This window comes from Pseudomonas alkylphenolica (assembly GCF_004025535.1).
GTDB classification, from domain to species: domain Bacteria; phylum Pseudomonadota; class Gammaproteobacteria; order Pseudomonadales; family Pseudomonadaceae; genus Aquipseudomonas; species Aquipseudomonas alkylphenolica_A.
Window position 1 is genome coordinate 586212 of the sequence record NZ_QJRG01000047.1, and the last position, 25647, is coordinate 611858.

24 protein-coding genes are annotated in these 25647 nt (G+C 62.4%); 13 read left to right on the forward strand and 11 right to left on the reverse strand.

All coding sequences use genetic code 11. The annotated features are described in order from the left end of the window. Nucleotides 1-165: 165 nt before the first annotated feature. Nucleotides 166-1143, reverse strand: coding sequence for a LysR family transcriptional regulator (locus DM813_RS18000; protein WP_128324731.1), 978 nt, complete (start codon nucleotides 1141-1143; stop codon nucleotides 166-168). A 157-nt stretch (nucleotides 1144-1300) separates the two neighbouring features. On the opposite strand from DM813_RS18000, the gene DM813_RS18005 reads away from it, so the two are divergent. The 5 genes from DM813_RS18005 (at nucleotide 1301) to DM813_RS18025 (ending at nucleotide 6956) form a co-directional block, all read left to right on the forward strand. Next, nucleotides 1301-2614, forward strand: coding sequence for an MFS transporter (locus tag DM813_RS18005; RefSeq protein WP_128324732.1), 1314 nt, complete (start codon nucleotides 1301-1303; stop codon nucleotides 2612-2614). Beyond that, nucleotides 2611-3366, forward strand: a complete 756-nt coding sequence (locus tag DM813_RS18010; RefSeq protein WP_128324733.1) for a class II aldolase/adducin family protein — start codon at nucleotides 2611-2613, stop codon at nucleotides 3364-3366. The genes DM813_RS18005 and DM813_RS18010 overlap by 4 nt, the downstream gene beginning before the upstream one ends. 2 nt (nucleotides 3367-3368) lie before the next feature. After that, nucleotides 3369-4301, forward strand: a complete 933-nt coding sequence (locus DM813_RS18015; protein WP_128324734.1) for a 2-hydroxyacid dehydrogenase — start codon at nucleotides 3369-3371, stop codon at nucleotides 4299-4301. 85 nt (nucleotides 4302-4386) lie between these two features. Continuing rightward, nucleotides 4387-5403, forward strand: coding sequence for a histone deacetylase family protein (locus DM813_RS18020; RefSeq protein WP_128324735.1), 1017 nt, complete (start codon nucleotides 4387-4389; stop codon nucleotides 5401-5403). 206 nt (nucleotides 5404-5609) lie between these two features. Further along, nucleotides 5610-6956 carry an OprD family porin gene (locus DM813_RS18025; protein WP_128324736.1) on the forward strand — a complete coding sequence of 449 codons (1347 nt, stop codon included), beginning with the start codon at nucleotides 5610-5612 and terminating at the stop codon, nucleotides 6954-6956. A 60-nt stretch (nucleotides 6957-7016) separates the two neighbouring features. Here the strand turns inward: DM813_RS18025 and DM813_RS18030 are convergent, their stop codons facing one another. Then, nucleotides 7017-7235, reverse strand: a complete 219-nt coding sequence (locus DM813_RS18030; RefSeq protein ID WP_128324737.1) for a YMGG-like glycine zipper-containing protein — start codon at nucleotides 7233-7235, stop codon at nucleotides 7017-7019. 11 nt (nucleotides 7236-7246) lie between these two features. Continuing rightward, nucleotides 7247-7633: a hypothetical protein gene (locus DM813_RS18035; RefSeq protein WP_206617401.1), complete on the reverse strand. Its 387-nt coding sequence runs from the start codon at nucleotides 7631-7633 to the stop codon at nucleotides 7247-7249. 245 nt (nucleotides 7634-7878) lie between these two features. Between DM813_RS18035 and DM813_RS18040 the strand changes: the two genes are divergently transcribed. Both DM813_RS18040 and DM813_RS18045 read left to right on the forward strand, forming a co-directional pair. Continuing rightward, nucleotides 7879-8232, forward strand: coding sequence for a DUF1428 domain-containing protein (locus tag DM813_RS18040; protein ID WP_128324738.1), 354 nt, complete (start codon nucleotides 7879-7881; stop codon nucleotides 8230-8232). A gap of 155 nt (nucleotides 8233-8387) precedes the next feature. Further along, a complete protein-coding gene (locus DM813_RS18045; protein ID WP_128324739.1) occupies nucleotides 8388-9200 on the forward strand; it encodes a class I SAM-dependent methyltransferase in 813 nt (270 codons plus the stop codon). 28 nt (nucleotides 9201-9228) lie between these two features. On the opposite strand, the gene DM813_RS18050 is transcribed toward DM813_RS18045, so the two are convergent. After that, nucleotides 9229-10155 carry a LysR substrate-binding domain-containing protein gene (locus tag DM813_RS18050; RefSeq protein ID WP_128324740.1) on the reverse strand — a complete coding sequence of 309 codons (927 nt, stop codon included), beginning with the start codon at nucleotides 10153-10155 and terminating at the stop codon, nucleotides 9229-9231. Between the two features lie 173 nt (nucleotides 10156-10328). Here DM813_RS18050 and DM813_RS18055 point away from each other — a divergent pair, with 173 nt between their 5' ends. The 5 genes from DM813_RS18055 to DM813_RS18075 all read left to right on the forward strand — a co-directional run bounded on the left by DM813_RS18055 (nucleotide 10329) and on the right by DM813_RS18075 (nucleotide 16504). Further along, entirely contained in the window at nucleotides 10329-11660 is a 1332-nt protein-coding gene (locus tag DM813_RS18055; protein ID WP_241653193.1) for a dicarboxylate/amino acid:cation symporter, read from the forward strand. Nucleotides 11661-11679: 19 nt separating this feature from the next. Continuing rightward, a complete protein-coding gene (ttdA, locus tag DM813_RS18060) occupies nucleotides 11680-12579 on the forward strand; it encodes a L(+)-tartrate dehydratase subunit alpha (RefSeq protein ID WP_206617402.1) in 900 nt (299 codons plus the stop codon). Then, nucleotides 12576-13184 carry a L(+)-tartrate dehydratase subunit beta gene (gene ttdB, locus DM813_RS18065; protein WP_128324742.1) on the forward strand — a complete coding sequence of 203 codons (609 nt, stop codon included), beginning with the start codon at nucleotides 12576-12578 and terminating at the stop codon, nucleotides 13182-13184. The genes ttdA and ttdB overlap by 4 nt, the downstream gene beginning before the upstream one ends. A 60-nt stretch (nucleotides 13185-13244) precedes the next feature. Next, a complete protein-coding gene (locus DM813_RS18070; RefSeq protein WP_128324743.1) occupies nucleotides 13245-14111 on the forward strand; it encodes an isocitrate lyase/PEP mutase family protein in 867 nt (288 codons plus the stop codon). A 149-nt stretch (nucleotides 14112-14260) separates the two neighbouring features. After that, complete coding sequence (locus DM813_RS18075) at nucleotides 14261-16504, forward strand: TonB-dependent siderophore receptor (protein ID WP_128324744.1); 2244 nt, start codon at nucleotides 14261-14263, stop codon at nucleotides 16502-16504. A gap of 9 nt (nucleotides 16505-16513) precedes the next feature. Here DM813_RS18075 and DM813_RS18080 read toward each other — a convergent pair whose 3' ends face one another. From DM813_RS18080 to DM813_RS18100, 5 genes are all read right to left on the reverse strand, one after another. Continuing rightward, nucleotides 16514-16801 (reverse strand): hypothetical protein, encoded by a 288-nt coding sequence (locus DM813_RS18080; RefSeq protein ID WP_128324745.1) that lies wholly within the window; start codon nucleotides 16799-16801, stop codon nucleotides 16514-16516. Next, the gene (locus tag DM813_RS18085) at nucleotides 16801-18405 is read right to left on the reverse strand and encodes an MFS transporter (RefSeq protein WP_128324746.1); all 1605 of its coding nucleotides are present in this window, start codon (nucleotides 18403-18405) and stop codon (nucleotides 16801-16803) included. Before DM813_RS18085 ends, DM813_RS18080 begins: the two co-directional genes overlap by 1 nt. Next, entirely contained in the window at nucleotides 18402-19499 is a 1098-nt protein-coding gene (locus tag DM813_RS18090; RefSeq protein ID WP_128324747.1) for an HlyD family secretion protein, read from the reverse strand. Before DM813_RS18090 ends, DM813_RS18085 begins: the two co-directional genes overlap by 4 nt. 78 nt (nucleotides 19500-19577) lie before the next feature. Beyond that, entirely contained in the window at nucleotides 19578-19991 is a 414-nt protein-coding gene (locus DM813_RS18095) for a cupin domain-containing protein (protein WP_128324748.1), read from the reverse strand. A gap of 28 nt (nucleotides 19992-20019) precedes the next feature. Further along, entirely contained in the window at nucleotides 20020-20769 is a 750-nt protein-coding gene (locus DM813_RS18100; protein WP_128324749.1) for an SDR family oxidoreductase, read from the reverse strand. A gap of 203 nt (nucleotides 20770-20972) precedes the next feature. Here DM813_RS18100 and DM813_RS18105 point away from each other — a divergent pair, with 203 nt between their 5' ends. Continuing rightward, nucleotides 20973-22553 (forward strand): winged helix-turn-helix domain-containing protein, encoded by a 1581-nt coding sequence (locus DM813_RS18105; RefSeq protein ID WP_128324750.1) that lies wholly within the window; start codon nucleotides 20973-20975, stop codon nucleotides 22551-22553. A 30-nt stretch (nucleotides 22554-22583) separates the two neighbouring features. On the opposite strand, the gene DM813_RS18110 is transcribed toward DM813_RS18105, so the two are convergent. Beyond that, nucleotides 22584-23519 carry a universal stress protein gene (locus DM813_RS18110; protein WP_128324751.1) on the reverse strand — a complete coding sequence of 312 codons (936 nt, stop codon included), beginning with the start codon at nucleotides 23517-23519 and terminating at the stop codon, nucleotides 22584-22586. A 369-nt stretch (nucleotides 23520-23888) separates the two neighbouring features. Then, the gene (locus tag DM813_RS18115; RefSeq protein WP_128324752.1) at nucleotides 23889-25532 is read right to left on the reverse strand and encodes a BCCT family transporter; all 1644 of its coding nucleotides are present in this window, start codon (nucleotides 25530-25532) and stop codon (nucleotides 23889-23891) included. Nucleotides 25533-25647: the final 115 nt, after the last annotated feature.

Sequence of the window (25647 nt, forward strand, 5' to 3'; positions counted from 1 at the left end):
AACCTCATACGGTGTACAGGGTTTGAGTCTGTCAGATGCGAAAAGTGCGGACAACGCGTGTTCCGGGGTTCCTAGACATGGGTCAAGGTCCAGACCCGAAAAGCGACCGCCTGTCGCGCATCAGGGGTAATTCGTTCGCGGGTGAACCCGCTCCCACAGAGATGTCTAAAACCGCTCGGCCGGATCGGTGGTCATCAGCATCTGCTGAAAGCGCTCGAGAAACACCGACTCGGCCTGGTTCATTTTCTGCTCACGGTGCCACAGCAGGTAGACATTCACATCGATCACGCCCTCCCAGGGCGGCAGGCGCCAGACCTCTTCGGCCTGCACATCGGCAGCGACGATGTGTTCCGGCAAACAACCGATGCCGTAGCCGGCGCCCACCAACCGGCGGATTTCATCCAGGCTCGGCGAAGAGGCGACAATGCGCCCTGTGAAACCCTGCTGGTCACGAAACACTGTGAGTGGCGAGAGGTTGCCGCCAATCTGGTCGCTGGTGAAACTCACGAAGTTTTCGTCCAGCAAATCGCTCAGGCCGAGGTTCTTGCGGCCAAACAGGCGGTGGCGTTTGCCACAGAAAAACGCGTAGCGCTGCTGCAGCAACACCCGCTGTTCGAGTTTGGGCTGCGGTGTGCGGCACAGCCCCAGGCCGAACGACGCGGTTTTTTGCAACAAGGCGCTGATCACATCCGAGCTGCGCAACACATCGACTTCCAGTTCTACCTGCGGGTAGTCGAGGTGAAACTGCGCGAGGAACTCGTCGTAAGCACGGGACTGGATGCGGCTGATGGTCAGCAGGCGGACCTTGCCCACCACCGTTTCGGCCGGCTTGTCCAGGGCCGGGCCCAGGCGTGACACGGTGCCGTAAAGTTCGGCGGCAATCTGAATGACTTCCTCGCCGGTCCGGGTCAGGCTGATACGCGGCCCGCGGCGTACCACCAGGGCACAGTCCAGTTGCTCTTCGAGCCGTTTGAGGGCCTGGCTGATGGCCGGCTGACTCAGGTACAGGCGCGCTGCAGCCCGGCTGATGCTGCCTTCCTGACCGATCACCAGGAAGGTGCGCAACAGGTTCCAGTCCAGGCGATCGTTGAGGAAGCGCCTGGCTTCCGGGTTGCGCAGCGGGGAAGCCGTGGGTGTAGTCATTATTGTTAATACTTATACTTGAGTATTGAGATTAGAAGCTTTTCCTAGCATAGGTGTTGCCGCACCATCTAGCAATGCACCGCCAGAGTGCAATGGCCTTGCGCAGCGCATGACAGACCTTTCTCCTGCCTATAACAATGATTCCCAGGAGCTTCAGATGACGAGCACTACCTCCACCCCGCGGCGTGCCGCGGCGGCCGCCTTTATCGGCACGACCATCGAGTTCTACGACTTCTACATCTACGCCTTTGCCGCGGCACTGGTGCTTGGTCAACTGTTCTTTCCCAGCGAAAACCCGATGCTCAGCACCATGGCGGCCTTTGGCAGCTTTGCCGTCGGCTTTATCGCCCGGCCTTTCGCCGGCATGGTTTTCGGCCACCTGGGCGATCGCCTCGGCCGCAAGAAAATGCTGGTGGTCACCATCGTGCTGATGGGCCTGGCGACCATGTGCATCGGCCTCTTGCCGACCTATGCCCAGGCGGGCATCTGGGCACCTATCGGCCTGGTGTTCCTGCGCCTGCTGCAAGGCATCTCGGTCGGCGGCGAGTGGGGTGGGGCGGTGCTGATGGCCAGTGAGCACGCGCCCAAGCACCGTAAAGTGTTTTTTGCCTCGTTCGCCCAGTGGGGCAGCCCGGCGGGCTTGCTGCTGGCGTTGATTGCGTTTCGCTGCATCAGCGCGATGGAACAAGAGGCACTGATGACCTGGGGCTGGCGTATCCCGTTCCTGCTCAGCGGGGTGCTGATGATCGTCGGCCTGGTGATCCGTTTCGGCGTGCCGGAGTCGCCGGAGTTTGCCGAGGTCAAGGACAACGACCAGACCTCTGACAACCCGGTGCTGGAAGTCATCCGCAAGGGCTGGAAGAACATCCTTTTCGCTGCGCTGGCGGTCACCATCGGCTCGGGTGGTTTCTTCTTCACCAACACCTTCATGATCACCTACGTTACCCAGTACCAGGGCATTGCCAAGACCACGATCCTCGACTGTCTGTTCGTGGTCACCATCCTGCAATTCCTTTCGCAACCCTGTTCGGCGCTGTTGGCCGAACGCCTGGGCGAGGGGCGTTTCCTTAAGTGGGTGGCATCGCTGTGCATCCTGGTGCCGTACCCGATGTTCCTGCTGGTGCAGACCGGCAACATCTACTACATGACCGCTGGCATCGCCATGGCCGTCCTGCTGCTCGCTGCCCTGTACGCGGTAATCGCCGGCTACATGGCCGAGGCCTTTCCGGCGCGGGTACGCTATTCGGGCATCTCGATTGCCTATCAACTGGGCAGCGGCCTGACAGGGGGGCTGACGCCGATGCTGGGTACCTTCCTGGCCGGTCACTTCGCCGGGCAATGGCTGCCGCTGGCGGTGTTCTTCAGCGTGCTGGCGCTGATGTCACTGACCGGCGTGCTGGGCCTGTCGCACCTGCGTAGCAGCAACGCCCGGCCAGTCGTGCTGTCCTCATCACAAGGAGTCGTTTCATGAGCAAACCCACCGCCATGTCGGCGATCGAGTGGCAGTCACGCTGTGACCTGGCCGCGCTGTATCGCCTGATTGCCTACTACCGCATGACCGACCTGATCGACACGCACATCACCCTGCGTGTGCCGGGGCCGCAACGCCATTTTCTGATCAACCGCTACGGCGTGGCGTTCGAGAAGATGCGCGCCAGCGACCTGGTGCTGATCGACCTGGAAGGCAAACTGGTCGACAGCAGTTACAACGGTGGGCAGGTGAATACGGCCGGCTTTGTCATCCATTCGGCCATCCACGACGCGCGCCCGGACCTGCACTGCATCATTCACACCCATACGGCCGCCGGCATGGCGGTGGCAGCTCAGCGCGATGGCTTGTTGCCGCTGACCCAGCATGCCTTGAAGTTCTACGGCAACCTGGCGTATCACACCTATGAAGGTATCGCGCTGTCGCTGGAAGAGCGCGAGCGGCTGGTCGCCGACCTGGGTTCACACAAGGCGATGATCCTGCGCAACCATGGCTTGCTCGCAGCCGGTGGCAGCGTGGCGGCAGCATTCCACGAGATCTACTTCCTGGAGCGTGCCTGCCAGGCGCAGATCCAGGCGATGTCCGCCGGAGTGGCACTGAACTTCCCGAGCGAAGAAGTGTGCCTGCACACGGCTGCGCAGTTTGGCCGTGATGGCATCGACGGGATCATTGATCTGGCCTGGACGGCCGCGCTGAGTCTGATCGACGAGCAGCGCGCCGATTGGTGCAGCTGACCATGACCCGTCTCATTTTGCTGTGTCAGGACCCTGCGTTGACGGATTGGCTGGCCGCGCTGTTCGCCCGCCATACCCCGCATCTTGCCGTGCTGCGCCCTGGTGATGACGGTGCGCAGCAGGCCGAAGTCGCGGTCTGCTGGTTCCCGCCCGCGGGTAGCCTGGGCGCTTTGGCGAACCTGCGCCTGGTGTACTCGATTGGCTCGGGCGTCGACCACCTGGCGCAAGATACTTCGCGCGATACGTCGGTGCCGGTGTGCCGGGTGGTCGACCCGGATCACACCCAGGGCATGAGCGAATACGTGCACTGGGGCGTGTTGCACTTTCACCGTGGCTTCGACCAGGTGATCGCCGGTAACGCCACACAGCGCTGGCAGCGCCCGTTGCAGCGGCGGGCACAGGCATTCAAGGTCGGGGTGATGGGCCTGGGTGCGATTGGTGCACCGGTGGCCATACGGCTGGCGCAGGCCGGCTACGACGTGCGCGGTTGGGCCCGCACGCCGCGGGAGATCGACGGGGTGACGACCTTCAACGGGGCGTCTTCGCTGCCGGACTTTCTGCAGGGGCTGGACGTGCTGGTCAACCTGCTGCCGCTGACGCCTGCTACCCAGGGCGTTTTGGGCCGCGAGGTGTTCCAGCACCTGGCGCCAGGCGCTGCGCTGATCAATTGCGGTCGGGGCCAGCACCTCAACCCTGCAGACCTGAGCCAGGCCCTGGCGGACGGACAATTGCGCGGCGCCTTGCTCGATGTGTTCGAGCGCGAACCGTTGCCTGCCGATTCGCCACTGTGGCGCACGCCCGGAGTATGGGTGACGCCGCACATGGCGTCCGCTGCCTCGGATTCGTGTATTGCCCAGCAGGTGGCCGAAAACGTCTCGCGCCTGACAGCAGGGCTGGCATTGAACAACCTGGTCGATCCCGAACTGGGCTATTGAGCGGACAGCGAACTAATCACTGGGCGCCGCGATCCCCTTGGGCGGTGGCGCACAGAACATGCATTACCTTTGAACGAGGTCATCAATGAAAACGTTTTTCCACCCGGCGCAGCGCCTGCACCATCCACGTTCCTACCTGTCACGGGGGCAAATGCGCGAGCCGCAGGAAGTACCGGACCGTATCGACCCGCTGCTGGCAGTGGCCGGGAAACTGGGTTACCCGGTACTTGAACCGGCCGACCATGGCGAGACACCGCTGGCCGCCGTGCACAGTCCGGCCTACCTGGAGTACCTGCGCACCGCGTACCAGCAATGGCACGAAGTGCCGGAGGACTGGGGCGATGAGGTGATGTCCAACATCTACATTCGCGAAGGCAACCCGCTGCGCGGGGTCCTCGGCAAGACCGCCCGTTACCTGGCAGACGGCAGCTGCCCGATCGGCGCGCATACCTGGCAGGCCGCGTACTGGTCGGCGCAAAGCGCGGTGGCCGCGGCGCATGCGGTGATCGAAGGCGACAGCGCCGCCTACGCCTTGAGCCGGCCACCGGGGCACCATGCCCGCGCTGAAGCGGCCGGCGGGTTCTGCTTTCTCAACAACGCTGCGATTGCCGCCCAGGTATTGCGCGGCAAGTTCGCCAAGGTCGCCGTGCTGGATACCGACATGCACCACGGCCAGGGCATCCAGGAAATCTTCTACGACCGCGACGACGTGCTCTACGTGTCGATTCATGGCGACCCCACCAACTTCTACCCGGTGGTCGCCGGGTTCGACGATGAAACCGGCTCCGGCATCGGTGAGGGCTATAACCTGAACCTGCCGATGGCGCATGGCGCCAGCGAAGCGGATTTCTTCGCCTGCATGGACCAGGCAGAAGCAGCCCTGCGTGCCTTTGCCCCCGACGTGCTGGTGCTGTCGCTGGGTTTCGACATCTACGAAAACGACCCGCAATCCAAGGTTGCCGTCAGCCATGAAGGCTTCCGCCTGCTGGGGCAGCGCATCAAGGCGCTGGGGCTGCCGTGCGTGGTGGTGCAGGAGGGCGGCTATGACATCGCCACCCTGGATGAAAACGCCACACGGTTCTTCGACGGTATGACCGCCTAACACCGAGTTTCATCTTCCCGGGCCGGGTAGTGCGCCGTCGCACCCGGCCCGGGTATATCGATCCATACATAAAACAATAACAGTGCCACGTGCGCCCATGCGCAAGTTAGTGGTCGGGTTGAGTGCTGCCCGATCCATAGCAACCTGGTTAATAACAATAAATCTTCACGCTGCCGTTCTGATAGCTGGCAATAAGGGAGTGTATTATGTGGCTTAAATTTTTTACCTTGGGGATGGCCGGCGCAAGTGTCTGCTTGAGCAGTGCAGTGGTGTGCGCAGCAGACGCAAATAACGGTTTTATCGAAGACAGTACGACGACTGTAGGTTTCAGAAACTTTTACTGGAACGCAGATAACCGTAACGGCAGTTACACCAACTTCGATGGCGAACGGCAAAGTTACCGTCAGGAGTGGTCGCAAGGGGTACTGGCCAAGTTCAATTCCGGCTTTACCCAGGGGCTGGTCGGTTTTGGCCTTGACCTGCATTACATGGGAGCGGTCAAACTCGACGGTGGCAAAGGCCGGGTCGGCGATGGCATCGGCAATGGCGGCATCGTCTCGCGTGATAACGACGGCGACCCGAAAAGCGAGTATTCCAAGGCCGGCGGGGCCCTGAAAATGCGCATTGCCAGCACTGAGTTGGCCTATGGCGACCTGTTTCCGGATTCGCCGGTGCTCAAATACGGCGATATCCGCTTGTTGCCGCAAACCCTCAGAGGCTGGAATGTCACCGACCGTTCTTTCGCCGGCCTGACACTCAATGCCGGGCGCTTCGTCTCCAGTAGCGACCGGGCACAACCCAATCATGGCGGGCATCTGGGCACGGCCTATGGTGGGCGTCAGGCAGACAGCGACTTTGTCAGTTATTACGGTGGTGTTTACACCGGCATCAACAATGTAAAAGTCAAACTGTTCGGCTCTGAACTGGACGATATCTGGAACCAGCAATTTGCTTCCATAGAGTACCGAGTGCCATTAGCCGTAGGCGGCACGTTCAATACCGGCATCAACTATTACCGCACCCGCGATACCGGTGCGGCGCTGTTGGGTTCCATTCGCAACGATGCCTGGAGCACCCGCGCAGGTTATGCGCTGGGCGGGCATAAAGTTGAACTGGCGTTTACCCAGATTGATGGCGACCAACCGTTCGATTATGTCTGGAACAGTTTTGACATCGAACTGGATGCGGCGTCACAGGGCAGCGACTTCAACAGCCCCAACGAAAAGGCCTGGAGTGCCCGTTACGATCTGGATGCAGTGGTCTTCGGTGTGCCGGGCCTGACCTTTACTGCGCGCTACATTCGCGGTACCGACATCGACGGCCGCAATGCCTCGGGTGCTTACTCACGGTTCCAGGCGGTGCACGATGGCTCGCAGTGGGAGCGGGACCTGTGGGTCAAGTACGTGGTGCAATCGGGTCCGGCGAAGAACCTTTCGCTGCGTTTGTTGCACGCTTCCATGCGCACCGGTGGCGACTATGGCGCGATTGCCAACGACCTGGACCAGACCCGTATCATCCTTGATTACCCGTTGGACCTGAACTTCCTGAAATAACGTCCGCACCCAGGGTCGCGTGCAGCGTCGGCTTCACGCGACCCGATGTGCCTGATGGTGCTACTTACCGCCTCGGATATGCCCGACAACCCCGCCCGCAGCAGCGCCAAGTGCCGCGCCAGTCCAGCCACTGCCACCGGAAATTGCCGCAATACCGGCGCCTGCTGCGGCACCAATAGCCGCGCCGCTGAGCGTGCCTTGCTGCTGCGAGCTCATGTTGGTGCAGCCGACCAGGCTGGCGACCGTGAGGGCAGCGGTAAACGCTAGAAACCGCTTCATGTTCATCTCCGCTATGGGTTCTGCTTCAGCCCTGGTACTACCATTTCGAACCAGATGGTTTCAATGACCGGCCGTTTCAGCTGATCAGGGTGGGCGGCATACCAGGTATCGATGCCCTGGCGCACCGTATCGAGCGTCTGGCCCTTCAGGCCTCTGCCAAAACGAGGAATCAGGCTCTGCTCATCAGTCGGCTTTTTGTCGCCATGGTAGGCCGCTTCCACTTCAAAGGCATTGGCAATGCCGATCAGGTAAACCTTCTTGAACTCCGCCGTTGACTGCGTCCACTGCTCGCCAGTGACCAGCGGAACCGGCAGTTCTTTGGCCCGGGCAATGCCCGTTGCCATCACCAGGGTCATGCAGATCGCCAGTGTCAGCGAACCTGTTCGCAACGCGCTCATTTCTCGTCTCCTCGCAAGACCGAACCGCAACGGCATGGCCCGCACCGACAGCCTGGGCGCGGCTACCTTCAAGGATAGTCGGCCCGCTGCAAGCCGGGGCGATCGGCCGTCTGGAAGGGACGATTTTCGCCGCTTGAGCCGACCGCCTGTCAGCCGTTGGCAGCGCCTGTCGAATCCTTCGCCAGCCATTCGACTACTGCACAGATCACCCCGATCAGCTCAACCCTTCTGCAGGAGTCAAGGTCATGTCCTATGTCGATGGTTTTGTGCTCGCCGTACCAACGGCCAACCGCGAAAAGTTCAAGCAGCATGCCGACGCGGCGGCGGTGGTATTCAAAGAGTGTGGCGCCGAGCGTGTGGTCGAATGCTGGGGCGATGATGTGCCCGAAGGCAAGGTCACCTCGTTCCCGCTGGCGGTGAAATGCAAGCCCGATGAGACGGTGGTGTTTTCATTCATTCTCTGGCCCTCGCGGGAGGTGAGGGACGCCGGGATGAAGAAGATGATGGAAGACCCGCGCCTGCAGCCTGACCAGAACCCGATGCCGTTTGATGGGCAGCGCCTGATTTATGGTGGGTTCAGGATTTTGGTGGATGTCTAGGGGTTAATGCCCAAGCGCGCTAAGCATGTATCCAACCGGTCTGACGCCCGGCCCGGTAGCCCTTGCCGGTTTTCGGGCCTGGCGTTTAGCTATTGGTTCACGCTGGCGTTGACCGCCAGCAGATGATGACCGCGCGGATAAATCAGGTGCAGAAGATGAGCACTCCCCTGGATTTGAAAGCGTTGAAGGCCCGCCAGCAGGCGGCCTGGGCCAGCGGCGACTACGCCGTGATCGGCACCACCCTGCAATTGGTTGGCGAGCGACTGGCCGAGGCCTGCGACTTGCGCTGGGATGAAAAAGTCCTGGATGTCGCCGCCGGCAACGGCAATGCCACCCTGGCCGCGGCACGCCGCGGCTGTCAGGTCCGATCAACTGATTATGTCGCCGAGCTGTTGAAACGCGGCGAGGAACGGGCGCAGGCGGAACGGTTGAAGGTGGTGTTCGAGGTGGCCGATGTCGAGGCGTTGCCGTATGCCGACGGCGCTTACGATGCGGTGATTTCCACCTTTGGCGTGATGTTCGCCCCCGATCAGGCGCAAGCCGCTCGCGAGCTTGCCCGGGTGTGTCGCCCGGGTGGCCGGATCGGCCTGGCCAACTGGACCCCGCAAGGCTTTATCGGGCAATTGTTCAAGACCCTGGGGGGACATGTACCGCCACCCGCCGGTGCGCTGCCGCCTTCGCGCTGGGGTGACGAAGAACAATTGCGCAGCTTGTTCGCCGACAGCATCGGAGCCCTGAATGCAAGCCGCCAGCAGTTCAATTTCCGCTACCGCTCGGCGGCGCATTTCATCGAGGTGTTCCGCACCTGGTACGGGCCGGTGCACAAGGCCTTTGCCTCTCTGGACAGTGAGGCTGCCAGCGCCCTGGAACGCGACCTGACCCAGTTGATCAACGACAACAACGTGGCCGGTCCGTCGTCGTTGGTGGTGCCCAGCGAATACCTGGAAGCGGTTATCACCCGCCGCTGATGACCCCGGTGGTTCTCCGGGCGGCGGCTTACTGCCAGCCTGCCAGGCTGTCGTCCGGACCGTCGGCATTGCGGCGGAAAAACTCGCGCAGGTGCTCGATAAAAAAGGCCACTTTGGCCGACAGGTTAAGGCGCTCCAGGTACACCGCGTAAATGTCGGCCGGGGGCGTGTGATAGTCGCTGAGCACCTCGACCAGGCGACCACTGCGCAGGTGGTCGGCGAGGTTCCATTCGGCGCGCATGAGGATGCCCTGGCCATCCAGCGCCCAGTTCAATGCCACCTCGCCATCGTTGGTACTCAGGGTGCCGCGCACTTTCACCGACTCGCTCTGTTTGCCCCGGCTCAGCCGCCAGCTGCCGAACGCGGCATCGTTCTGGCGCAGCACGATGCAGTTGTGCTGCAGCAGCTCGCGGGGCGTTTGCGGGCAGCCGAAGGCCTGCAGGTACGCCGGTGCCGCACACAGGCGGCGGCGGTTGGCGGCGATTTTGCGGGCGATCAGGCGTGAATCGGGCAGCTCGCCAAAGCGGATGGCCACGTCGATGGCGTCGTCCGGCAGGTTGATCGGTCGGTCGGTGAGCTGCAGTTGCACCTCGACCTCCGGGTAGCGCCGGGCGAATGACGATATTGCCGGCCCCACATGGGTACGCCCGAACCCCAGCGGCGCGTTCACCCGCAACAGGCCCTTGGGCGCGGCCCGGCTACTGGACACCTGCTGCTCCATCTCCTCGATTTCACCCAGGATCCGCTGCGCATTGATCAGGTAAGTCTCGCCCTCGGCGGTCAGGCTGATGCTGCGCGTGGTGCGGTTGAGCAGGCGCACGCCAAGCCGTTGTTCCAGCTGTGCCAGGCGCTTGGAAACCGCCGGCGGCGTCAGGTTCAGCTCGCGGGCGGTGGCGGCGAGGCTGCCGACCTTGACCAGCTGGGTAAAAAAGGCCAGTTCCGAGACCGGGTTCATAATTAACCTGAAGTAAATAATGAAGTGAATTTCATTGTATTACAGCATTTTTGAAAAGCCATTACCTTTAGCTCCCGTGATTAACCACAAAAAACCTGGGCTATTGATTTGCCACTGCCAGTGGCCCAGCCGCCAGAAAGAATCCGACTCACAACAATAATGCGGAGCAGATAATGGCCAAACGATTGATAGGCAAGCTGTATGTCCAGGTGCTGATAGGCGTGGCCCTGGGCATCGTACTGGGGGTGTTCTGGCCCCACGTCGGTGTCGACCTCAAGCCCATTGGCGATGCCTTTATCAAACTGATCAAGATGGTCTTCGCACCGATCATTTTCGCCACCGTGGTGCTTGGCATCGCCAAGATGGAGAACATGAAGGAGCTGGGCCGGGTGGGGGTGCGCGCACTCATTTACTTTGAAGTGCTGTCGACCTTCGCCCTGGTGCTGGGCCTGATCGTGGTCAACCTGGTGCAGCCCGGCCAGGGCATGAACGTCGACCCGGCCACCCTCGATGCCAAGAGCATCGCCACCTACACCTCGGCGGCGGCGAGCGGCTCTGGCAGCTTCAGCGACTTTCTCCTGCATGTGATCCCGGCGAGTGTCACCGACGCGTTTGCCAAGAACGAGATCCTGCAGATCCTGCTGTTTTCAACCCTGTTCGGCATTGCCCTGTCGCACCTGGGGCCTCGCGGCAAACCCTTCGTCGATGTGCTCGAAGCCTTCTCCCACGGCATGTTCCATATCGTCGGCATGATCATGCGCGTTGCGCCGCTGGCTGCCTGCGGGGCGATGGCGTTCACCGTCGGCAAGTACGGCCTGGGCTCGATCGTGTCGCTCGGCAAGCTGATGGCGACCATGTACCTGACCTGCTTTCTGTTCGTGGTGGTCATCCTCGGCTCCATCGCGCGGCTGTCGGGTTTCAGCCTGTGGAAGTTCCTCAAGTATCTCAAGGAGGAGCTGTTCACCGTGCTCGGCACCAGCTCTTCGGAATCGGTGGTGCCGCAGCTGATGACCAAGCTGGAGAAGGTCGGTGTGTCCAAACCGGTGGTCGGTCTGGTGATCCCCTCGGGCCTGACCTTCAACCCGGACGGCCAGTGCATCTACTACACCATGGCCGCGATTTTCATCGCCCAGGCCACCAACACGCCGTTGACCCTGATGGATCAGCTGATCGTGCTCGGCGTACTGCTGCTGACCTCCAAAGGCTCGGCGGGGGTGACCGGCTCGGGCTTCATCACCCTGGCCGCGACCCTGGCGACCATGGACAACATTCCGGTGGCCGGCATGGTGCTGCTGCTTGGCGTCGACCGCTTCATGTCGGAGGCGCGGGCCATCACCAACACCATTGGCAATGCCGTCGGCACCATGGCCATCGCCAAGTGGGTCGGTGCGCTCGACAAACAACAAATGGACCAGGTGCTCGAAGGCGGCCCCGTGCTGGAGCAAACCCCGGCGCAGCAGGCCGCACCGCTCGCCGTGCAACGTCCTGTGAAACCTGTCTTGTGATGCAATGAGGAGAACAACCGTGGATAAAGAAGCAGCCGTATCAACATTGACCGACGTGATGGCCAAGTTCACTGCCTACATCGGCAAACGCTTGCCCAAGGACGTAAAAGAGAAGACCGCGAAATTGCGCGCAGCGGAAACCAATCCGCTGGCCATCGCTGTCTACGACTCGATGGCCGAGAACCAGGACTACGCCGACAAGCTCGACCGTCCCAGCTGCCAGGACACCGGGGTGATCCAGTATTTCATCTCGGCCGGCGCGCGCTTCCCGTTGCTCAGCGAGCTCGAAGGCATCCTCGAAAACGCCACCAGGGAGGCGACCATCAAAGGTCCGCTGCGCCATAACGCGGTGGAAACCTTCGTCGAGAAAAATACCGGCACCAACACCGGTTCGAAGATTCCCTGGCTGGACTGGGAAATCATCCCCGATGCCGATCATGCCATCGTCGATGTGTACATGGCCGGTGGTGGCTGCACTTTGCCCGGCTCGGCCAAGGTGCTGATGCCCGGCCAGGGCTACGAGGGCGTGACCGAGTTCGTCTTCGACGTGATCACCTCGCGCGGGGTCAACGCCTGTCCGCCGCTGCTGGTGGGCGTGGGCGTATCGACCTCGGTGGAGACCGCTGCGCGTCTGTCGAAACGGGCCATCCTGCGCCCGGTGGACTCCAGCCACCCCAACGAAAACGCGGCAATGATGGAGCGTCTGCTGGAAGACGGCCTCAACGAGATCGGTATCGGACCGCAAGGCTTGACCGGCAACAGCAGTGTGATGGGCGTGAACATCGAATCGTCGGCGCGCCACCCCTCAACCATCGGCGTGGCGGTGTCCACCGGCTGCTGGGCCCACCGGCGCGGCAAGATCCGCATCAATGCCGACCTGACCTACGACATCCTCTCCCACGAAGGAGTAGTACTGTGAAAAAGATCCTCAGCACCCCGATCAAGGACGAGGACCTGGCCGGCCTCAACGTTGGTGATGTGGTTTACCTGACCGGCCAGCTGGTGACCTGCCGCGACGTGGCACACCGCCGCCTGATCGAACTCAAGCGCGAACTGCCGGTGGACCTGCGTGGCGGGGCGATCTTTCACGCCGGGCCCATTGTGCGCAAGAAAGACGATGGCAGCTTCGAGATGGTTTCGATAGGGCCGACCACCAGCATGCGCATGGAAAAGTTCGAGAAGCAGTTCATTGAAGAAACCGGGGTCAAACTGATTGTCGGCAAAGGCGGCATGGGCCCGGAGACCACTACCGGCTGCCTCGAAAACAAAGCTGTGCATGCCGTGTTCCCGGGCGGCTGCGCAGTGCTTGCGGCGACCAAGGTCGAGGCGATCGAGCGCGCCGAGTGGCAGGACCTGGGCATGCCCGAAACCTTGTGGGTCAACCGCGTGCGCGAGTTTGGTCCGCTGATCATTTCCATCGATACCAAGGGCAATAACCTGTTCGAACAGAACAAGGCGCGCTTCAACGAGCGCAAGGGCTCGATCATAGAGAAGATCAACAGCCAGGTCCGCTTCATCAAGTGACACAACCGGGGCCTGCGGCAAGGACGCCGTGCGCGCCCGGTTCACCTCAAAGAGATCACCATGCCCAAAGCCACTCATGTTGAGCTGCGCAGCGCCTTGCGCGCGCAGCTTGCCAGCCCTGTCTGCCTGCGCGCCGCGTCGGTTTTTGATCCCTTGTCGGCGCGGATCGCCGCCGACCTCGGTTTTGAAGTCGGCATTCTTGGCGGCTCGGTTGTTTCCCTGCAAGTACTGGGCGCCCCCGATATCGCCCTGGTCACCCTCAGCGAGTTTGTCGAACAGGCCACCCGCATTGGCCGAGTGGCACGTCTGCCGGTAATCGCCGATGCCGATCACGGCTACGGTAATGCCCTCAACGTCATGCGCACGGTGGCTGAACTGGAGCGCGCCGGGGTCGCTGCACTGACCCTCGAAGACACCCAGTTGCCGGCCCGTTTCGACGGCCAGCCAACCGAACTGATCAGTGTCGAGGAGGGCATCGGCAAACTGTGCGCCGCGCGCCAGGCGCGTGAAGACACGGGCTTGGTTCTCATCGCTCGTACGCATGCCGGGGCGCAGCCGCTACCCGAGGTCATTCAGCGCACCCGTGCTTATCAGGACGCTGGCGCAGATGGCATTTGTCTGGTCGGCGTGCAAGACATCGATCAACTTGCCGCAATCGCCGAAGGCCTGAACGTACCCTTGATGCTGGTGACCTACGGCAACCCGGCGCTGGGTAATGAAGGTTGTCTGCCCGAGCTGGGCGTACGCATCGTGGTTGAGGGCCATGGCGCGTACTTTGCAGCCGTCAATGCCACGTACCACAGCCTGCGAGAACAGCGCGGCCGCACCTGCGCCGAGGGTTTGAGCCCGACACAGCGGGTAGCGCGTTTCAGTGCGGTTGAGGATTACCGAGGTTGGGCCAGGGATTACCTGCGGGTGCAAACATGAGGTTGTCGAATTGAAGTGATCCTTGTGTTTCGGCGATTCGCTGAAGACCGGTCAGGCATGCGCAAAATATTTTGTAAGAAATCTCTTGAAAATTATTCGCGGATATAAATAATTCGCAAACGAAAATAATTACCATTTGGATCTTGCGCATGCTCCCCCGTCATCTCTCCCGGCTTAAACCGCTGCCGCTTCACCTGTGCCTAGGATTTACCGCTGTTTTCCTGCCGGACCCGGCGAGGGCTGAAACCCTTGAGGTCGCGGCCAAAGAGTCGGTGGCCGAGGAGACGGCCGAGCAATCGCACGGCCTTGAACTGTCGGCCACCAGCGTTGAAGGCGAATTTCTTGCCGAAAACACCGAAAGCTCCGGCAGCTATGCGCCGGGGATGACCGCGATCGGTGGCAAGGGCCCGCAGAAGCTGCGCGAGATAGCCCAGTCGGTCACCGTCATCACCAACAAGCGTCTGGAGGACCAGCAACTCAAGACCATGGACCAGGTGATGAACCAGATGACCGGGGTCACCCGCAAGGAAGCCTGGGCCAAGAACACCTATGTGTCCCGTGGTTTCGAGATCACCAACGTGCGCTACGAGGGCGGCGCAACCTCGACCATTCTCGACAGCAGCCGTTACGAAGACCTGGCCCAGTTCGACAGTGTCGGCCTGTTGCGCGGTGCCGACGGGCTTTACGGTGCTGGCGAGCCGGGCGGGGTAATCAACCTGATGTACAAGCGGCCGATGGCCGAAACCCAGGTCAAGACCCTGACCTCGGCCGGCAGTTGGGACAACTACCGCGGCGAGTTCGATGTCACCGGCACGCTGGGCCTGGACGGACGCCTGCGTGGTCGCTACGTTGGCGTGCTCGAAGACAAGCATTCCTTCGTCGACTACGACCACAAGAAGCGCAACCTGAACTACGCCTCGTTCGAATTCGATGCGACCGAAGACACCTTGCTGTTCTTTGGCGTCAGCCACCAGCGCGACGACCTCAATGGTGTGCGCAACACCCTCGGGCGCTACTCGGATGGCAGCGACCTCGGCCTGCCGCGCAGCACCAACCTGACCACGCCCTGGAGCTGGAACGACATCGAGAGCACCACGGTGTTCGCGCGCCTGGATCAACAGCTCAACGACTCCTGGAAAGCCGTGGCCAACGTCCGCCACAACATCAATGAGAACGCGCAGAACGTCGTTGAGCTGGAGAACCCCATCGACCCGGTGACCGGCGAGGGCGGAGTGTGGTGGAACAACCAGCACGACTTCCGCACCACGGAAACCACCCTCGACCTGAACCTGCAGGGTGCCTTCGAACTGTTTGGCCATGTGCACGACCTGACGGTCGGCGTCGATGCCAGCAAGAAGGAAGGCAAGGGCGGTAGCTACTGGAACGAGCTGTATGCAGACTCGGTGTTCTCGCCAACCCTGCCACCCTATTACCCGACGGCGGAGAACTTCCCGGACACCTCTACCGACGTGAAGAAAGTCGGCTCGTACACTTCGTTGCGCATTCGGCCGATGGATGACCTTTCGTTGATCGTGGGCGGCCGCTACACCCTCAAGGAGGATACCGAGTACGTCGGGGCAACGGGCGAGAAGCTGTCGTCGGTCGAGGAAGACCCGCAGTTCGTGCCGTACTACGGCATCGTTTATGACCTGACGCCCACCACCAGCCTGTACGCCAGCCACGCCGAGATCTACAAGTCCCAGGCCACGTTGCTGCAGGGCCCACCACCGGGCAGCAAGGCGCTGGAGCCGTTGACCGGCACCAACTACGAGATCGGTGTAAAAAGCGAACTGGCTGACGGCAGGTTACTGGCCAGCTTTGCCCTGTACCGTATCGAGAAGAAGGGCGAGGGTCAGACCGATCCGAACTATCCGCGCGAATGGGGCGCGGTGACGTCCTGCTGCTACGTCGGTAATGGTTACCAGTTGAGTGAGGGCTTTGAACTGGAGCTCAACGGCGAAGTGTTGCCGGGCTTGCAGGTGGCACTGGGGTACACCTTCAACTCGAACGAAAACAAGCGTGACGGTGATGCCCGGTTCAGCACCCACACCCCGCGTCACCTGTTCAAACTGTGGAGTGACTACCGCTTCCAGCGCCTGCCCGCCTTGAGTCTCGGCGCCGGTGTGGTGGCCCAGAGTGAACACAGCGAATCGGGCACGGTGGTGCCGATGGGCGCGGGCGCTGGCGACTCGCTGGACTACTCGTTCGTCGAAAGCGGCTATGCGATTTACTCCGCGCGCGCAGCATACGATCTGGATGAGCACTGGACGGTCGCCCTCAACGGCAACAACCTGTTCGACAAGACGTACTACAGCACGGTCTCCTCAACCGGGTATGGCAACCTTTACGGTGAGCCGCGCAGCTTCCTGGTCAGTTTGAGTGGGCGATTCTGAAGCAGGTGATCACTTCGGTGGTTTCTGACGCCGCTCGGGCTTGTTTGCCCCGGGCGGCGTCATCAATTGCACGGTCAGGATGAAGCGTGCCGGCACCAGCGACAGCAACCCCAGCATGCCGAGCACGGCAATCAGCACGACCCCGCGTAGATCCTGGTGAAGGTCGGTGAACAGTGCCAGGCCCAGCGCCAGCAGGAACAGCGCGATGCCTATCCATTGCAGCAGCGTCGCCCAGCGAAACAGCGAGGAGCGGCGGATCTGTTGCAGGTGTCGGGTCGATTCGGTGGGTTCGTTCATCACATCCCTCGCGTGTCAGGAAGGTTGAGCCTGTGCTTGGCATGTCGCGCAAAGCCGATCTTGATCGCCACCAGCAGCGGCGCCGCCACTGCGAATAGCAGGGTCACGGCGAGGAACGCGGTGTCGAAGGCAATCACCAACGCCTGGCCCGACAGCGCCCGCGCCAGCAGGGTGGTCGCTGCGCGGCCGGCGGCCACCGCATCCATGCCTTTGTCGGCCAGTTGTGCAGTCACGGCCGACAGGCGTTCGATAACCGCGCCAGTGCCCGGGGTGAGGTGACTGCCAAGCACCACGGTACTGGCGGCTACCTGGTGCTCGATCAGGGTCTGCAAGGCCGCTACGCCCATCAGCCCGCCCAACTGGCGACCGGTGTTGAACAGGCCGATGCCACCGGCCAGGTCGCGCGGGTGCAAGTGGCTGAAGGCGATCAGGGTGATCGACAGGAACAGAAAGCCCAGGCCCAGCCCACGCAGCAGTACGCCCGCCAGCATGTCGTCTACGCCACTGTCGGCGCTGGAACCGGACAACATCCCCATCGTTACCATGATCATCAGGATGCCGAAGGGCACGGTAGCAAAGGGCGCGACGCGCCGGGCCTGCATGAGCCAGGCCGCGATCAGCAGCGCAACGATAAAGCAGCCACCACTGGGCAAGAGTAGCAGCCCGGCATCGGTCGGCCGCAAGCCGAGCACCGACAGGGCAAATGCCGGAATCAGGAAGGCACTGCCAAACAGCGCGGCACCGGCGACAAAGCTGACGATCAATGCAAAGGAAAAGTCGCTGGACTGGAACAGGCTGAAGTCCAGAAGACCTGCGCCTTTGGCCACACGTTGATGGCCAATGAAAGCGAGCAGGGTTGCACTGCCGATCAGGGTCAGCCAGACGATGCGCGGCGCGTCGAACCAGTCCCAGCGGCTGCCCTGGCTCAACACATAGGTAAAGCACATCAGGCTGGCCGCCATCAGCAGCCAGCCGACCCGGTCAAAGGGGTGGTGTGCCGTGAGGGTGGGGGCTGATGCATCGGCGATCAGCAGCAGGCCGCCGGCGGCCAGTGCCAGTGGCACCACGCAAAAGAAGATCCAGCCCCAGGAGTGGCGGTCGATCAACCAGCCTTGCAGGGCCGGGGCGAGGGTCGCCGACGCGACGACGGCGCCCATGGCGAACAGCGCTTGAATCAGCGGTTGGTGAGCGCGGGCGAAGCTGCGAAAAAGAATCGCCTGGCCGCCGACCAGCAGGGTGCCGCCGGCAAAGCCCTGGGCAATACGCAGGGTTACCAGCAGGCCGAGGCGGGCGGTAAGGGCGGTCACGGCGCAGGCCAGGCCCATGACCAGGGTGGCGACGATGACCACATGGTGTGGTTGCCAGCGGCTCAGCAGCCAGGACGCGGTCATGAAACCGATCAACTTGAAGGCGGTGTAGCCGACGTCCAACCAGGCAAACTCGTCGGGGGTGGCAGCGGTGTCGCCGAGGATGTCACTGCGCCCCAGCGCCAATACGGTGCTGGCGATAGCTTCGGTCAAGGTCGCCAGGACAACGCCGATGATCAGCAGCACGGCGCTGCTGCGCGAGAATTGTTGATGCCCGGCCAGGCTGGCGGTGTTCATGAGCCACCTCCGAGCGCCACTTCGACGCGGGCCGACAGACCGGGCACGATGCGCCCCGGCAGCGGGTTGTGGGCCAGACGGATCTTCACCGGCACCCGTTGCACCACGCGCACGAAGTTGCCCGTGGCGTTGTCGCTGGGCAGCAGGCTGAAGGCCGAGCCGCTGCCCGGGGCAAAGCTGTCGATCACCCCTTCGAGGGCGTCGTCGGGGTAGCCGTCGACGCGGATACTCACGGTCTGACCGGGGCGCAGGTGCTCAAGCTGGGTTTCCTTGAAGTTCGCCACTACCCAGACATCGTCGACAGGAACGATATCGAGAAGGGCGGCACCCGGTGTGACGAAGCGACCGACACGCACCTGACGGTTGCCGACCACACCGTCTACCGGGGCACGCACGCGGGTGCTGTCCAGGTCGATTTGTGCCAGTTCGCGCGCAGCCTGAGCCTGGGCGACGGCGGCCATGGCGGCTTCGCGCTGGGCCAGCAATACGGCAATACGTTGTTGTTGCGCCTCGACCGTGGCCGAGGCGGCCTCGACCGTGGCCTCGGCGTTCGAGCGTGCGGCGCCGGTTTCGTCGACCAGGGCCTGGCTTACGGCCTGGCTGACGATCAGCTTGCGGCTGCGTTCATGGGTTTTGGCGGCGAGGTTCATCTCGGCGCCAGCCGAGCGTTGTTGGGCTTGCGCTTGGCGTATCAGTGCGTGTTGCAGGCGCGATTCGGCATCGACATTGCTCAGGCGGGCTTCGGCCGCCTTGAGATTGGCGTCGGCCTGGGCAAGGTGGGCACGGTAATCATCATCGTGGATGCGAAACAGCACGTCGCCCGCGCGTACACGCTGGTTGTCCTGGACGTCCACGGCGGTGACATAACCGGCCACCTTGGCGGCAAGCGAGGTCACATCGCCGCGGACATAGGCATTGTCGGTGCTGGTGGTGCCGCTGGTGTAGGCCACGGCCCAACCACCGGCCAACACGACCAGGGCGCTGGCGCACAGCAGTACGCCGAGCCATTTTTTCTTGCTGCGCAACGGCTGTTCGGCACCGGTCCCGGTGCCTGCACCGCTGGCCTGGGTGGCAGTGTCCTCGAGCGCGTTCATGGCAGTTGTCCTGTACTGGGCCGTTGCCCCTTGCCAGCCGCAGGCGGCCGGCGAGGAGCGATCAGCCGGTTTGGCGAGTTATTTTTTTACCGGGGTCACCAGGTCTTTTTCGCTGCTGTCGAGCACGAACACCGCCAGCAGCCGGGCAGGCTGGGTGTCGCTGGCATTGGCGCTGACGGCGTGGAAAGAGCCGGGCTCTTCGACGAAGTTTTCCCCGGCCTTGTAGAGCTTTTCCGGCTCGTTGTTGACCTGGATGCGCACCGCGCCTTCCAGCACCGTGGCATAGATGAAGGCGGTTTTGGGGTGGGTGTGGGCTGGCGACGCGGCGCCTGGCCCGTACTCCACCAGCACACCGCGCATGCTCTTGCCGGGTACGTTCGGCAGGACGCGGTCGAACACCAGGGTGACTTTGCCGGGAACCGGGTCGGCGGCCGAAGCAGTGCCGATCGACAGCGCTGCGAAGGCAGCGGCCATCAGGATTCGAGTGAACATTGCAGTACTCCTTCGTGGAGGTTGGGGATCAGCGCGCCGAGCGGGCGAGCCAGTCTTCAAAGTGGATCGCACCCAGGCGCGGGTTATGGCCCGGGGTCAGGGACTGGTCATCGAGCACGTCACCGAAGTAGCGCGCGTGCACATCGGCCACCACTTTGCGGGTGTCGCCGGTGGCGCGGAAATAGCGCCGCACCAGTTCGTCCAGCGGCATGGCCTCTGGGCCGGCGATTTCCAGCGTGGCGTTGACCGGTGCTGCCAGTGCCACCTCGGTGAGCGCCGCGGCAACATCGTCGGAGGCCATGGGCTGGATCAGTGCTGGCGACAGGTGCACTTCGTCACCGACGCTGGCCGACTCGGCGATGCCGCCGACAAACTCGAAGAACTGTGTGGCGCGCACCAGGGTGAACGGCCGGCCCGAGGCCTTGATCAGGTTTTCCTGGGCGACCTTGGCGCGGAAGTAACCGTTGTCGGGCAGGCGCTCGCAGCCGACGATCGACAGGGCGATGTGATGACCGACACCGGCGGCGGCTTCGGCAGCAAGCAGGTTGCGGGTCGAGGTTTCAAAGAAGTCGAGTACGGCCTGGTCTTCCCACGACGGTGCGTTGGCGACATCGACCAGCACATCGGCGCCGTCCAGCGCCGCGGCCAGGCCCTCGCGGGTAATGCTGTTGACGCCGGTGTTGGGCGAGGCGGCGAACGCGTGGTGGCCGCGTTCGGTGAGGTTTTTGACAAGCTTCGAACCAATGAGGCCGGTGCCTCCGATGACGACGATCTTCATGGCATCTCTCCGCTTTGCTGACGGCAGGCATTGCCGTCGGGGTAGCTTCAGAGTGCCGTTGCGCGGGCGGGAAGTCCTTGCAGGGACCTTGGGTTTACCTCCACGCATGCCTGCTTTTTCGTCCAAAGCTGCCGTATCATCAAGGGCTCAGCACACTGCCCAGTCGCACGCAGCCCAGGGCGCTCATCCAGGGGACACTGACGGTGCCATACGCGTTTGAAGACTATGTGCTGGACCAGGAACGCCGGGAGTTGACCTGGCGCGGGCAGGTCGTGGCCATCGGGCCGCAGGTGTTCGACCTGCTGTTGCTGCTGGTCGACCAGCGTGATCGGGTGGTCAGCAAGGACGAGTTGCTCGACGCGGTATGGAGCGGCCGGGTCGTTTCCGAATCGACCATCACCAGCCATATCAATGCCGTGCGCAAGGCGGTTGGCGATACCGGTGAGGCGCAGCGCCTGGTACGCACCGTGGCGCGCAAGGGCTACCGGTTTGTCGGCCAGCTCAAAGTCAGTGACAGCCTGCAGGACCAGGCCGTTGAAGCGGACATCATCGCCCCGGTGCCAGGCGCTGCTGCGCTGGAGCTGCCCGACAAGCCGTCGATCACCGTCCTGCCGTTCCAGAACCTCAGCGGCGATGCCGGGCAGGACTACTTCGCAGACGGTATTGTCGAAGACATCATCACCGCTTTGTCGCGCATCCGCTGGCTGTTCGTCATCGCCCGCAACTCCAGTTTCACTTACAAGGGCAGGGCGGTGGACGTGCAGGGTGTCGGCCAGGAATTGGGCGTGCGCTACGTACTCGAAGGCAGCGTGCGCAAGAGTGGCAACAAGGTGCGCATCACCGGCCAGTTGATTGATGCCAGCCGGGGCACGCACCTCTGGGCGGAGCGCTTCGAAGGCCAGCTGGATGACATTTTCGATCTGCAGGACCGCATCGCCGAAAGCGTCGTGGGCGCCATCGCCCCGCAGCTGGAGCGGGCAGAGATCGAGCGGGCCAAACGCAAACCCACCGACAGTCTCGACGCCTACGACTACTACCTGCGCGGCACGGCGAAGCTGCATCAGGGCACCCAGGTTGCCATCGATGAAGCACTGGCATTGTTCTACCAGGCCATCGCACTCGACCCCGAGTATGCCTCGGCCTATGGCATGGCTGCCTGGTGCCACTTCTGGCGCAAGATCAACGGCTGGATGCGCGATCGCCAAGGCGAGATCGCCGAGGGCGCGCGCCTGGCACGGCTGGCGGTGGAACTGGGCCGTGACGATGCTGTGGCGCTGACCCGAGGCGGCCACGCCCTGGCCCATCTGGTGGGGGATGTCGACAGCGGTATTGCCTTGCTGGACCGCGCCCGCCTGCTTAATCCCAACCTGGCCCCGGCCTGGTTTCTGGGCGGCATTCTGCGTGCGCTGCGTGGTGAAACCGATGCCGCTGTCGACAACCTCAACCATGCCGTGCGCCTGAGCCCGCTGGACCCGGAGATGTTCCGCATGCAGATTGGCATGGCCCTGGCGCACTTCTTCGCGAGGCGCTTCGACACCGCCTCGGCGTGGGCGGAGAAAGCCTTGGGCAATCTGCCCCACCTGTTACCGGCAATCGCCGTGCTGACTGCCAGCTATGCCCTGGGCGGGCAGCTGCAAAGGGCCCGGCAGATGATGCAGCGCCTGCAGGCGATGGACCCCACCTTACGCGTCGGCAATCTGCAGCAATGGCTACCGCTGCAGCGCAGCGAGGACCTTGCGCTGTTCGCCGAAGGCCTGAGCCTGGCGGGCCTGCCGGCGTCCTGACTGGCGGCCCGCTGTCATCAGGCGCAATGCCTAGGCACGCTCGCGATGGCGTTGCTGATGATGGCTGTACGGCCAGGCGACAGCGTCAACCTGGGTGGCAGGGAGCGGCGGCGCGGCCAACGCTTCCAGGTGTAGGAGGATGTCCTGCGGTTTAAGCACCAGGATGTCGCTGTCCAGGGCATCGAGAATCATCTCGGCGGTGTTGCCGATCAAGGCGCCGCTCAATCCCGTACGGGCCACGCTGCCGATCACCGTCAGCGCCGCTTCGAGCTTGTGCGCCAGGTACGGAATCATCACGTCGGGTGGGCCTTCTTCGATGTGCAGGCGGTCGTCGCTGATGAGAAATTCCTGCTGCAGCCGCAGGCACTGTTCGCGGTAATACGCCTGGATGCTCTCCTTGAGCTGGAGCATGGTGTCGCTTGCCGAGAGCATGGGGTACGGGTGGGCGCTCATCATGTGCAGTGTGGCGCCGGCCAGTTGGGCGATGTCGTAGCCATGGCCGACGATGCCCGAATGCAGCACGCGATGTTCGACGTCTTCGCTGCCCACATCCACCGCCGCAAGTATGGTGCCGCCGGTCCAGGGCCGGGCGCTTTTCACCATCAGCACCGGGCAGGGGCAGTAGCGCAGCAGCTTCCAGTCCTCTGGCGCGAGCAGCGCTTTCATCAGCGGGTTGTCGGTGACGTGCTGCTTGATCACCAGGCTGCAGTCCTGCGCCTGCTGGGTGGCGATGATGGTCTTGTGCGTGCTGGCGTACCAGGCCTGCTCGGTGCTGACACTGAAACCTTGTTGTTCCAGATCGTTTCTCAGGTTGTGCAGAAAGGGTGTGTGGTGGTTGCCCTTGTTGCACACCAGCAGGTGCAAATGGGATTGCGTTATGCGGGCGATCATTGTTGCTCTGTGCAGGATCAGATCCATTGACTGCTGCGAGTTCACGACCACTAACGTGTTGCGAACAGTATGCATGAGTCTCTTCCTGTGCCTGGGTACAGTGTATTTTCAGGGCGGCACACGAGCGCAGCAGAATGTTTTATGCGCACGATGACGCCACAGCGCGAAGGCTGTTGTTTTTATGCTGTTACCTGGAGCGGGAGCAGTTGATTTGCGGCACGTTGTGCGCTCAATTCAACGGTCGGCCATTATAGGGCGGCAGGGCCCGGAACGACGGCAGTTGGTCGGCCGGGTTAGTTGATTTTCAGCTAAGTAAATTCGGCGAAAACAGCATTTCATCTGATGACCTGTTGTAGGCCCTGTAATACCCGCGATAAGTACCCTGTTTCATTCACCTTCTCTGCAGCGGGTAACTGCAGAGAAGGTGAGGAACGTTGACGGAACTTACAGCGCTGTGGCTTCTGTCAGGCGTGTGCTGTGGGCCGGCGTCAGGGGCTCTTGCTCGAACAGGCGGGATTCGGCCTCGATGTCCTGCGCACTGCGGTGGCGGTAGTCGCGGTACACCCATTTGGCGAAACCAACGGCCATCACCACCAACAGGAAGAAGAACGGGATAGAGGTGAGGATCACCGAGGTTTTCACCGTTTTCAGCGACAGGTGATTGGCGATCATGGTCAGCGGCACCAAGGCCAGCATCACGCACCAGAACAGGCGCAGGAAGGGCGACGGGTCGCGGCCTTCAGGCAGGTTGCGGGTGGTCGCGGCGGCTACGGTGTAGGCCGAGGCGTCGACGTGGGAGGCGAGGAAAATGACCATCACGAACAGGTAGAACGCGGTGGCCAGGCCCGACATCGGAAAACCGTTCAACAGCTGTGTGATTGCCACTTCGCCACCCTGGCTGGCGACGATGGCGGGAACATCCAGGGTGCCCGTGAGCAGTTGCTCGATACCATAGCCGCTGAGGCTGCCAAAAATTGCCCAGCAACTCACGCTGCCACCGAGCAGCAGCGCTGCGGCGACCTCTTTCAGCGTCCGGCCACGCGACACGCGGGCCACGAAGATCGACACCGCCGGTGTGTACGAGATCGCCCAGAACCAGTAGAACACTGTCCAGTTGCGGGTAAAGTCACCGTCGCCTGCGGGGTCGGTGAACAGGCTCATGTGCAGGAAGTTGGAGAGCATCAGGCCAACGCCGTTGACCGTGTTCTTGACGATGAACCCGGTCGGCCCCACCACCAGCACGGCCAGCGCGCAGAACAGCGCACCCCAGCAGACCATGGTGGCCAGGCGCTGCATGCCGCCTTCAAGGCCGATGTAGGAACTCAGGGAGAAGATGCTGGTGATCACCAGGACGATGCCCGCCTGCATGGCAAAGGTGTTGGGCAGGCCGGTGAGGTTGGACAGCGCGTTGGAGAAGGTCTGGGTGGTCACCACCATGGTCACCGTCAGCCCGCCGAAGGTACCGATGAGGAAGATGATATCGATCAGCCGACCGACCGGTCCGTTGGCCCTGAACCCGGTGATCGCTTCGATGATGCCGGCCAGGCTCAGCTTGTCGTGCTTGCGCACGTGGTAGTAGTAGGCCATGGCCATGCCGCCGACGGCGTAGCAGGCCCAGGTGCCAAAGCCCCAGTGGAAAAACGCGTAGGCGATGCTCATGTCCAGCGCTTCAGGGCTGCGTGGGGCAATGTTCAGCCCCGGGGTGTTGTAGTAGAAGGCCCACTCCACCAGGCCCCAGTACAGGGTCGCCGAACTGAGCCCGGCGCAGATGAACATGAACACCCACGGCAGGGTCTTGAACGCCGGCTTGCCGCTGCCCAGGCGAATGTTGCCGTACTTGCTGAAGATGATGAACAGAGACCCGGCGACGAAGGCCAGGAAGATTACCAGCACCGGCGCTGCGAGCAGGTCGGTGGCGCTCTGGAACAGCTGGCTGGCCACTTGCTCGGAGCGTGCCGGGAAAGCGGCCAGGGCAAACACGGTGAGGAAGATGGAAATCACGCTGACGACGATCAGCAGCGTGTCCTTGCTGGCCCGCACCGAGGGTGCATCCGCAGTGGCCGGCTGGGCGGTTGTGGTTATTTTCATGGCGTACCTTTCTATGTTCGGCTGTTTTGATTTTGTTGTTGTTCCGGGCGCAGGCAGCCACCCGGAACAGCCATAGAAGTGCTTGTGTAGGCGCACCGGGCCTGTGGGGGAACCG